Annotated in this window: 8 protein-coding genes, 8 tRNA genes and 1 rRNA gene; 16 read left to right on the top strand and 1 reads right to left on the bottom strand. The window is 39.4% G+C overall.

Annotated features, from left to right (window positions below):
* The 10 genes from rrf to rocF form a co-directional block, all read left to right on the top strand.
* Positions 1-95 (top strand): 5S ribosomal RNA (rrf, locus tag J2Z40_RS10750); the annotation flags it as partial.
* Between the two features lie 10 nt (positions 96-105).
* Positions 106-180: transfer RNA gene (locus tag J2Z40_RS10745), tRNA-Asn, on the top strand.
* A gap of 46 nt (positions 181-226) precedes the next feature.
* A tRNA-Thr gene (locus J2Z40_RS10740) sits at positions 227-299 on the top strand.
* 15 nt (positions 300-314) lie between these two features.
* Positions 315-389, top strand: a tRNA-Glu gene (locus J2Z40_RS10735).
* A gap of 9 nt (positions 390-398) precedes the next feature.
* Positions 399-474: transfer RNA gene (locus tag J2Z40_RS10730), tRNA-Val, on the top strand.
* 13 nt (positions 475-487) lie between these two features.
* A tRNA-Thr gene (locus J2Z40_RS10725) sits at positions 488-560 on the top strand.
* 16 nt (positions 561-576) lie between these two features.
* Positions 577-660, top strand: a tRNA-Tyr gene (locus tag J2Z40_RS10720).
* 72 nt (positions 661-732) lie between these two features.
* Positions 733-807: transfer RNA gene (locus J2Z40_RS10715), tRNA-Gln, on the top strand.
* A 7-nt stretch (positions 808-814) separates the two neighbouring features.
* Positions 815-887: transfer RNA gene (locus tag J2Z40_RS10710), tRNA-Lys, on the top strand.
* 193 nt (positions 888-1,080) lie between these two features.
* Positions 1,081-1,977, top strand: coding sequence for an arginase (gene rocF, locus J2Z40_RS10705; protein WP_066399852.1), 897 nt, complete (start codon positions 1,081-1,083; stop codon positions 1,975-1,977).
* Positions 1,978-2,020: 43 nt separating this feature from the next.
* On the opposite strand, the gene J2Z40_RS10700 is transcribed toward rocF, so the two are convergent.
* Positions 2,021-2,206 carry an aspartyl-phosphate phosphatase Spo0E family protein gene (locus J2Z40_RS10700; protein ID WP_066399855.1) on the bottom strand — a complete coding sequence of 62 codons (186 nt, stop codon included), beginning with the start codon at positions 2,204-2,206 and terminating at the stop codon, positions 2,021-2,023.
* A gap of 172 nt (positions 2,207-2,378) precedes the next feature.
* On the opposite strand from J2Z40_RS10700, the gene sigW reads away from it, so the two are divergent.
* The 6 genes from sigW (at position 2,379) to glmS (ending at position 9,580) form a co-directional block, all read left to right on the top strand.
* Positions 2,379-2,942, top strand: coding sequence for an RNA polymerase sigma factor SigW (sigW, locus tag J2Z40_RS10695; RefSeq protein WP_066399857.1), 564 nt, complete (start codon positions 2,379-2,381; stop codon positions 2,940-2,942).
* Between the two features lie 18 nt (positions 2,943-2,960).
* Positions 2,961-3,581, top strand: coding sequence for an anti-sigma factor family protein (locus J2Z40_RS10690; RefSeq protein ID WP_066399859.1), 621 nt, complete (start codon positions 2,961-2,963; stop codon positions 3,579-3,581).
* A 223-nt stretch (positions 3,582-3,804) separates the two neighbouring features.
* Positions 3,805-4,632: a diadenylate cyclase CdaA gene (gene cdaA / locus J2Z40_RS10685; RefSeq protein ID WP_066399861.1), complete on the top strand. Its 828-nt coding sequence runs from the start codon at positions 3,805-3,807 to the stop codon at positions 4,630-4,632.
* The gene (locus tag J2Z40_RS10680) at positions 4,625-5,899 is read left to right on the top strand and encodes a CdaR family protein (RefSeq protein ID WP_066399863.1); all 1,275 of its coding nucleotides are present in this window, start codon (positions 4,625-4,627) and stop codon (positions 5,897-5,899) included. Before cdaA ends, J2Z40_RS10680 begins: the two co-directional genes overlap by 8 nt.
* 25 nt (positions 5,900-5,924) lie before the next feature.
* Positions 5,925-7,277: a phosphoglucosamine mutase gene (gene glmM, locus J2Z40_RS10675; RefSeq protein WP_066399864.1), complete on the top strand. Its 1,353-nt coding sequence runs from the start codon at positions 5,925-5,927 to the stop codon at positions 7,275-7,277.
* Positions 7,278-7,777: 500 nt separating this feature from the next.
* On the top strand, positions 7,778-9,580 hold the full coding sequence (gene glmS, locus J2Z40_RS10670) for a glutamine--fructose-6-phosphate transaminase (isomerizing) (RefSeq protein WP_066399866.1): 1,803 nt from the start codon (positions 7,778-7,780) through the stop codon (positions 9,578-9,580).
* The last annotated feature ends 156 nt before the right edge of the window (positions 9,581-9,736 follow it).

Below are 9,736 nucleotides of genomic sequence, written 5' to 3'. Positions count from 1 at the left end.
TCACACCCGTTCCCATCCCGAACACGGAAGTTAAGCTCTTCAGCGCCGATGGTAGTTAGGGGCTGTCCCCTTGTGAGAGTAGGACGTCGCTAGGCTTTATATTATTCCGCAGTAGCTCAGTGGTAGAGCTATCGGCTGTTAACCGATCGGTCGTAGGTTCAAGTCCTACCTGCGGAGCCATTTTCTTGAAGGTCTATTTGACTGAATTTGAGCAGGTAGTTTTTATGCTTCCATAGCTCAGCAGGTAGAGCACTTCCATGGTAAGGAAGAGGTCAGCGGTTCGAACCCGCTTGGGAGCTTACCATAAGAAATTTGGCCCCTTGGTCAAGCGGTTAAGACACCGCCCTTTCACGGCGGTAACACGGGTTCGAATCCCGTAGGGGTCACCATTATTATATGGAGGATTAGCTCAGCTGGGAGAGCATCTGCCTTACAAGCAGAGGGTCGGCGGTTCGATCCCGTCATCCTCCACCATATTCTTTTTTATGCCGGCCTAGCTCAATTGGTAGAGCAACTGACTTGTAATCAGTAGGTTGGGGGTTCAAGTCCTCTGGCCGGCATGTCTTCTAGCTTTTTGGAGGGGTAGCGAAGTGGCTAAACGCGGCGGACTGTAAATCCGCTCCTTCGGGTTCGGCAGTTCGAATCTGCCCCCCTCCACCACTATTTTTTAATAAAAACTTGAGAAATGGACAAGCTATAATTAGTCCTTTTTATTTTGTTAAAAATAGCTATTGGGCTATAGCCAAGCGGTAAGGCATCGCACTTTGACTGCGACATGCGTAGGTTCAAATCCTGCTAGCCCAGCCATTATTTTGAGCCATTAGCTCAGTCGGTAGAGCATCTGACTTTTAATCAGAGGGTCGAAGGTTCGAGTCCTTCATGGCTCATTTTATGATGAAAAAGACCTAAACAGGAATTGTTCCTTTGGGTCTTTTTTTTGTTGATTATTATACAGTTGACAGTAAACTTAAAATCTTTACTTATTTCTGTATATATATACAGTATTTTGTCGAGTTGAGTCATTTTCTTTAATATGGTTAAAATAGAGGTAGTTACAGGGATGAAGGGGGAAATTAAGTCATGAGTAAGCTTGCAATTATTGGAATGCCGATGGATTTAGGACAAACAAGACGCGGTGTAGATATGGGGCCAAGTGCAATCCGCTATGCTGGGATAAATGAAAGATTGAAAAATTTATTTGATGAAGTGCGGGACAATGGGGATATAGCAATTGGTAGACCTGAAGTAGAAATTGATCCTGAATCCAATCTTAGAAATTTACATTTAATCGCTGAAAAATCGGAATTACTAGCAAATGAAGTGGATAAGGCAATTAAAGAGAAAGCATTTCCGTTAGTTCTTGGAGGAGATCATAGTATTGCGATTGGTACACTTGCAGGGGTAGCCAAACACTACAAAAATTTAGGAGTGATTTGGTATGATGCACATGGTGACTTGAATACAGCTGAAACATCTCCAACAGGTAATATTCATGGAATGCCTCTTGCGGTAAGTATGGGACTAGGGCATCCACTTCTAACGAATGTTGGCGGATATGAGCCAAAGGTAAAACCTGAAAATATCGTTATTATTGGTGCAAGATCATTGGATGAAGGCGAACGATTGCTGATTAAAGAAAAAGGGATAAAAGTATATACGATGCATGAAATTGATCGCAGTGGCATGACGAAAATAATGGAAGAAGCGATTGCTTATTTAAAAGAAAAAACAGATGGTGTTCATCTCTCTCTAGATCTAGATGGATTAGATCCGCTTGATGCACCTGGTGTAGGAACCCCTGTCAATGGAGGGATTAGCTATCGTGAGAGTCATTTAGCAATGGAGATGCTTGCTGAATCACAAATAATTACATCAGCGGAATTTGTTGAAGTCAATCCGATATTAGATGATAAAAACAAAACAGCTACAGTAGCAGTTGCTTTAATGGGCTCACTCTTTGGCGAGAAGTTATTATAATCTTTATTAGAAAATAGGGCTGTCATATAAGTCGAATTCAGACTTATATGACAGCCCCATTTTTTTGCTTTATTGGCTTATTCCCTTGCTTCTCATATAAATTTAGCAGCTGGTCTAGCCTTTTGCTGGCAGCTACTACTTCTTTATTAGATAAAGGGAAAATACTAGCTAATTCAATCATTTCTTTCCGACATTCTTCTATCTCTTTTAACAAATTGGATGCATTCATAGAATCGATCCTTTATATGTTATTTTTTTATTTATTACCTTTCGGGGAAATTATTAAACCAAACAAGTAAAAATTTGTTAATATAGATAATAATATTGTTCAAAAAAGTGAAACCTTTTCCGCTATCGATTCGTAATGTCGATTAGCCGCACTATGAGCGGAGGTAAAGAAAATGGAAGCAATCGTAAAGAAAAGGATTAAACAGGTATTAAAAGGCGATCAAGATGCATATGCAGAAGTGGTTGAAATATACGGGGATAAGGTTTTTCATATTTGTTACAGAATGTTAGGGAATAGACATGAAGCAGAGGATATCGCCCAGGAAGCTTTTCTACGGGCTTATGTGAATATTCATAGCTTTAATATAAATCTTAAGTTCTCTTCATGGTTGTATCGAATTGCAACAAATCTTTGTATCGACCGAATTAGGAAGAAAAAGCCTGATTATTATTTAGATGCTGAGGTGGCAGGGACTGATGGGCTAACGATGTACTCACAAATCGCAGCAGATACGACACTCCCAGAAGATGATCTAGAAAGCTTAGAATTGCAGGAATCAATCCAGAGAGAGATTTCGAAACTGCCTGAGAAATACCGAACAGTTATTGTACTAAAATATATTGAAGAGCTTTCACTAAATGAAATAAGTGAAATCTTAGATTTGCCATTAGGCACGGTTAAGACAAGGATTCATCGTGGGAGAGAAGCGTTAAGAAAACAATTACGGTATGTATAATAAAAGAGGGTGAGAACTTTGAAGTGTCCAGCAGAAATCAATATTTATATGCACGAGTATTTAGACGAAGAAATCTCAGCCGAACATGAACAGGTACTAAGAAATCATTTGCAAAGCTGTGAGGCTTGCCAAGAGCATTTCCATGAACTGAGAAGAACAATCGCTTTTGTACAGAGTACTTCCCATATACAAGTACCGTCTAATTTCACGGCGAATGTCATGGCGAAACTCCCAAAGGAGAAGCGAAAGGTTGGATTTCAGCGATGGTTCAGACATCATCCGCTATTAACGGCTGCTTCCCTTTTCATCGTTCTTATGGCTGGTAGTTTATTCTCTTCATGGGAACAAGATCATCAGTTTTCTGTATCAAAGCAGCCCAATCTGATCGTTCAGAATGATACAGTAATTGTTCCAGAAGGAGAAGTAGTTAAAGGCGATGTAATAGTGAAGAATGGGAAAATCGAAATACAAGGACAGGTAGAAGGAGATGTGACCGTAATAAATGGCGAGAAGTACTTAGCTTCAGCTGGTCATGTATCTGGAGAGATTAAAGAAGTGAATGCGATTTTTGAGTGGATGTGGTATCACATCAAGAAAACGTCGAAAGAAGTAATAAATATCTTCGATGACAAAGAATAGGGAATTTGGTAATTGTGAAGAGGAACACTGCAAAAAGGGCAGTGTTCCTTTTGTTCCTTCCCTCGTACTAGTAAATTCTTCAAGAAAGTAAGAGTGACGGAATCTTCCTAATTTCATTTGGCTCGTAATTGGATTGGGAATGCGTTCAATGATATAATATGGAAGTTATGTAATGAAAAAGAGGGTTTACTTCTTATTAATATATATTTTTGGAGGAAGGATAATGTCGTTTTCAGACTTCTCAATACTGAAATTTCTAGCTAATACTGTTGACATTCTCCTAGTATGGTTCGTCATCTATAAGCTTATAACAATTGTTCGTGGGACGAAAGCTGTTCAATTAGTGAAAGGCATTTTTGTCATACTCTTAGTGAAAATTATTAGTGATACCTTCCACTTGCAAACATTAGGATGGATGATGGAACAAGTACTCATTTGGGGATTTTTAGCCATTGCAATTATCTTTCAACCTGAGCTTAGAAGGGCACTTGAACAATTAGGACGGGGCCGCCTATTCTCAAGGAGTGGGAACCAAGAAGGAGACGACCAAGAGAAAATGGTCGATTCGATTATTAAAGCGGTCGATTATATGGCTAAGCGTCGGATTGGTGCACTTATTTCTGTGGAGCGTGAAACAGGGATGGGTGACTATATCGAAACAGGGATCCCGCTAGAATCAAAAATCTCATCAGAACTGCTCATTAATATCTTCATCCCGAATACTCCATTACATGATGGAGCTGTTATTTTACAGAAAAATACCGTGGCAGCAGCGGCATGCTATTTGCCATTATCTGAAAGCCCATTTATATCAAAAGAGCTAGGAACACGACATCGAGCAGCATTGGGCATAAGTGAAGTAACCGATAGCTTAACAATCATTGTTTCCGAAGAGACGGGAAGTGTGTCTTTAACGAAAAATGGGGAACTGCACCGTGATTTAAAATCTGAAGTATTTAAGGAATTAGTTACTAAAGAATTAATAGCACAAAGCCAGCAGAAACAAACTTCTTCAGGACGTTGGAACTGGAGGGTAAAGAAAAATGGATAAGTTTATTGATAAGCTAGTGGATACCCGGTGGTTTATGAAGGTAATCTCTTTAATACTTGCTTTGCTCCTTTTTCAATCTGTTTATGATCCGATTAAAAATGTATCAAATGTCAATGTTCCAGGAGAGCAGGATACAGAAATAATCGAGGGTGTCCCTGTTAAGACATACTATGATACAGATAATTTAATTGTAACGGGTGTGCCAGATACCGTTTCATTATCGGTGAAGGGGCCAAAGAATGTTCTGCAGCCAGCAAAAGTCCAAAGAGACTTTGAAGTGTATGTCGATTTATCTGATGCTGAAATCGGTACAAAAAGAGTACCAATTGAAATACGTGATATTTCGGATAAGTTAGAAGTAACGATTGATCCTGCCTATGTTAATGTGAACATACAAGAAAAGGTCACAAAGGAATATAAGATCGATGTTGAATTTGATCAATCACTGCTTGAAGATGGATATATTTCAGAAGCACCTGAAGCCGAGCCAAAGGAAATAAAAATTACTGGTGCAAAGGATACCATTGAAAAAATCACCTATGTGAAAGCGGCTGTGAATTTGAAAGGGCCAATAAATGAAACTGTAAGACGAGAAGCACAGGTTCTTGTTCTTGATAAAGACATGAATAAGCTTGATGTTATTCTCGAGCAGGAGACGGTGGATGTAATTATTCCTGTCAAGAGCTTAAGTAAAACAGTGCCTATTACGGTTATCGAAAAAGGCAGCCCGCCAGACCATATTACAATTGACTCGATTACGCTTGATGTAACAGAGGTAAAAATTTATGCGAGCCAAGAAGTGCTGGATGAAACGGAAAATGTAAGGGTTGAAGTGGATTTAAGTCAAATTACTAGCAATATCGAGCTCACTCTCCCGGTAATCATCTCTGATGGGATTAAAGAAGTAAATCCGCAAACGGTAAAGGCAGAAGTACTAACGAATGAAAGAAATACAGACACAGGGGATGGAGAAGAAACGGATGAAAACATCCAGTTTTCTAATCTCCCTATCCACTTATCAGGTTTATCAGGGCAGTATGAAGCTAGTCTTCAATCTCCTACGAATGGAGCTAGTATCACTGTTTTTGGAGAGCGGGAAAAAATCTCACAGTTAAAACCAGCAGACTTCAATGTTTTTCTAGATTTGGCTAATTTAGAAGAGGGTGAACATGAAGTGAAAATCAATGTAAAAGGTCCAACAGAAGTGGAATGGAAGCTGTCAACAGAAACAGCAAAAATATCGATTATAGAAAAGGAATCAATTTAAAAAAATAATGGAGGAGTGATAAGGAATGGGAAAATATTTTGGTACGGATGGCGTACGTGGAGTAGCTAATAGTGAGCTTACGCCTGAATTAGCTTTTAAATTAGGCCGATGTGGGGGCTACGTTCTTACAAAGGATAAAAATCATCCAAAGGTTTTGATAGGACGTGACACACGAATATCTGGACATATGCTTGAGGGAGCATTAGTAGCGGGACTTTTATCTATTGGAGCAGAGGTGATGCGTTTAGGTGTTCTATCCACACCTGGTGTTGCTTATTTAACAAAAGCATTAGGAGCGGAAGCTGGAGTGATGATTTCTGCTTCCCATAATCCTGTTGCAGATAATGGGATTAAGTTTTTCGGACCAGATGGATTTAAGCTTTCAGATGAACAGGAGTTAGAAATTGAAAGCTTAATGGACATGGAAGTGGATCAACTGCCTAGACCAATTGGTGGCGATCTTGGCCAAGTGAATGATTATTTTGAAGGTGGACAGAAGTACTTGCAATATTTAAAGCAGACGGTAGATGAAGACTTCTCTGGAATACATATTGCTTTGGATTGCGCACACGGTGCAACATCATCGATTGCCTCTCATTTATTTGCTGATTTAGATGCTGATTTATCGATGATGGGTGCGTCTCCTAATGGATTGAATATTAATGAAGGAGTCGGTTCAACCCACCCAGAAAGCTTAGCAGCATTTGTTAAGGAAAGAGAAGCAGATATTGGACTTGCCTTTGATGGAGACGGGGATCGACTAATTGCTATTGATGAAAATGGTGAGATTGTTGACGGCGATCAAATCATGTATATATGTGGCAAGTATTTGAAAGAGCAAGGCAGATTGAAGCATAGTACAGTTGTTTCAACAGTTATGAGTAATTTAGGCTTTTATAAACAACTGGAAGCGAATCAAATCCAAAGTGTTCAAACAGCAGTTGGTGACCGATATGTTGTAGAGGAAATGAAGAAGAATGGCTTTAATTTAGGCGGGGAACAATCGGGCCATATCATTTTCTTGGACTATGTGACAACAGGTGATGGCCTCCTAACAGGTCTTCAACTTGTTAATATAATGAAAATGACGAAGAAGCCATTATCAGAGCTGGCAAAGGAAATGCAAAAATTCCCACAAAGGCTTGTCAATATTCGAGTGACAGATAAGCATCATGTGACAGATAATGAGAAGGTACGTCATATTATTACTGAAGTTGAGAACGAAATGAACGGAAATGGACGGATTTTAGTTCGCCCTTCAGGAACAGAACCACTTGTAAGAGTAATGGCAGAAGCTGCAACAGAAGAATTGTGCAATGCCTATGTGGAACGAATTGCCACAGTTGTGAAACAAGAAATGGGATTAGACGAAGAATAAGATGAGGACATGCATAAGGGAACGAAAACATTCCCTTATGCATATTTTATTTTAGAAGGGGATTTTTTTTAGAGACTTTTTGAAGAGATTTTGTCAAAGAAAGTACTCTTGCTCTGCCTTCTGCTTATTTTATTGACGAGCAGATACCCTTGATGTATGATAATCTTGCTTTGTAAATATAACTTTATTTTAGAAGGTGGGTAGTGTTTTATTATTGGAATTGAAGCGCCTGGGCTAATCTGGAACGGGAATGGATTAGTTGACGAGGAGGAGGTTTATCGATTATTCGGCGGATACCTCCCGGTTAAAGCAAACCGTAATTCCTTCTTTAAAACATTTTGGCAACTTAATGGACAAAGAGAAGGGAATGCTATTTACAAAGCACAAATTTCTAGTATGGTCGGATGAAATGTCTGACGTCATACAAATCTAATAAAGAGAAAAGGGGCAAGACTGCCCTAAGTTGGCTTCTTGTCCCACTCGTCAGGAGGAAAAGAAGTATGTGTGGAATTGTAGGTTATATTGGACCAAAAGATACGAAGGAAATCCTTTTAAAGGGATTAGAAAAGCTTGAATATAGAGGGTATGATTCATCTGGTATTGCAGTGATGAATGAAGAAGGCGTTCATGTTTTTAAAGAAAAAGGGCGCATTGCTGATTTGCGTAAAACAGTTGATTTTGATGTATTCGCAAATAGCGGAATTGGTCATACTCGTTGGGCTACACACGGGGTGCCAAGTAGAACGAACTCGCACCCGCATCAAAGTGCATCAGGCCGTTTTACACTTGTGCATAACGGTGTTATTGAGAACTATGAAATCTTAAAGCGTGAGTATTTACAGGATGTAAATTTTGTCAGTGAAACAGATACAGAAGTAATTGTGCAACTGATTGAATTATTTGCTACGGAAGGTTTAAGCACAGAAGAAGCATTCCGCAAAACACTAAAGTTATTGAAAGGCTCCTATGCGCTAGGGCTTCTAGATGATCAAAATCAAGAAACGATTTTTGTTGCAAAAAATAAAAGTCCATTATTAGTCGGTTTAGGGGATGTATTCAATGTCGTTGCATCCGATGCAATGGCAATGCTGCAAGTAACGGATACGTATGTAGAGTTAATGGACAAGGAAATTGTCATTGTTACTCAAGACCAAGTAACGATTAAAAATCTTGAAGGCGAAGTTATTAGCCGTGATTCCTATGTTGCTGAACTTGATACGAGTGATATTGAAAAAGGCACATACCCGCATTATATGCTCAAAGAAATTGATGAACAGCCTTTAGTGATGAGAAAAATTATTCAAAAGTATCAAAACGACCAAGGTGAGTTAACAATCGATCAAGAAATCCTTGATGCTGTGAATGAAGCGGATCGTATTTACATTATCGCAGCGGGAACGTCTTACCATGCAAGCCTAGTAGGAAAGCAGTTCATTGAAAAAATGGCAAACATCCCAGTTGAAGTACACATCTCAAGTGAATTTGGCTATAATATGCCACTGCTTTCTGAAAAACCATTATTTATTTTTATTTCACAAAGTGGTGAAACAGCAGACAGCCGTGCAGTACTCGTTCAGGTAAAAGAAATGGGCCATAAAGCGATCACGATTACAAATGTACAAGGCTCAACACTATCACGTGAAGCAGATTATACATTATTGCTTCATGCAGGACCTGAGATTGCTGTTGCTTCTACAAAAGCATACACTGCCCAAATTGCAGTGTTATCCATTTTATCTTATGTAGCTGCAAAGAGTCGCGGAATAGAACTAGAATTTGATTTGATTCATGAGCTTGGAATTATTGCTAACGGAATGGAAGTTCTTTGTGATGAAAAGGAAGAATTCGAATCGATTGCACGTGAATACCTAACAGTTACTCGCAACGCCTTCTTCATCGGCCGAAGCATTGACTACTATGTCAGCCTTGAAGGTGCATTAAAACTAAAGGAAATCTCTTATATTCAAGCAGAAGGCTTTGCTGGTGGAGAACTAAAGCACGGCACCATTGCGTTGATTGAAGAAGGCACACCTATCATTGCCGTGACAACACAAGAAAGTGTCAACCTAGGCATTCGAGGCAATGTGAAAGAAGTCGTTGCCCGTGGCGCCCACCCATGCATTATTTCAATGAGTGGACTGGAATCAGAAGGAGACACCTTCATCATTCCAGAAGTACACGAACTATTAACGCCACTTATCTCTGTTATTCCGCTTCAGCTGATAGCTTACTACGCTGCCTTACACCGCGATTGCGATGTTGATAAGCCTAGGAATTTGGCTAAGAGTGTGACTGTGGAGTAGGTTGTGGGGAGAGATTAGTTTGTTTTTGTCTAATGACAACTCAGTCGTGACTCAAACAACTCAGTCGTGACCTATACAACTCAGTTGTGACTTTAACAATTAGGTCGTGACCTAGAAACCAGTATTTAGCAAACCAGTTTTTAATATTAAAAAAAG

This window comes from Cytobacillus eiseniae (assembly GCF_017874625.1).
GTDB lineage: Bacteria > Bacillota > Bacilli > Bacillales > Cytobacillaceae > Cytobacillus > Cytobacillus eiseniae.
The sequence above is the reverse complement of the archived record's forward strand: the minus strand, read 5'-3'. Positions and strand labels throughout refer to the sequence as shown.

Bases quoted from the DNA above. Each gene is read 5' to 3' on its own strand.
- rocF (WP_066399852.1), top strand. From the start codon at position 1,081: ATGAGTAAGCTTGCAATTATTGGAATGCCGATGGATTTAGGACAAACA.
- J2Z40_RS10700 (WP_066399855.1), bottom strand. From the start codon at position 2,206: ATGAATGCATCCAATTTGTTAAAAGAGATAGAAGAATGTCGGAAAGAA.
- sigW (WP_066399857.1), top strand. From the start codon at position 2,379: ATGGAAGCAATCGTAAAGAAAAGGATTAAACAGGTATTAAAAGGCGAT.
- cdaA (WP_066399861.1), top strand. From the start codon at position 3,805: ATGTCGTTTTCAGACTTCTCAATACTGAAATTTCTAGCTAATACTGTT.
- J2Z40_RS10680 (WP_066399863.1), top strand. From the start codon at position 4,625: ATGGATAAGTTTATTGATAAGCTAGTGGATACCCGGTGGTTTATGAAG.
- glmM (WP_066399864.1), top strand. From the start codon at position 5,925: ATGGGAAAATATTTTGGTACGGATGGCGTACGTGGAGTAGCTAATAGT.
- glmS (WP_066399866.1), top strand. From the start codon at position 7,778: ATGTGTGGAATTGTAGGTTATATTGGACCAAAAGATACGAAGGAAATC.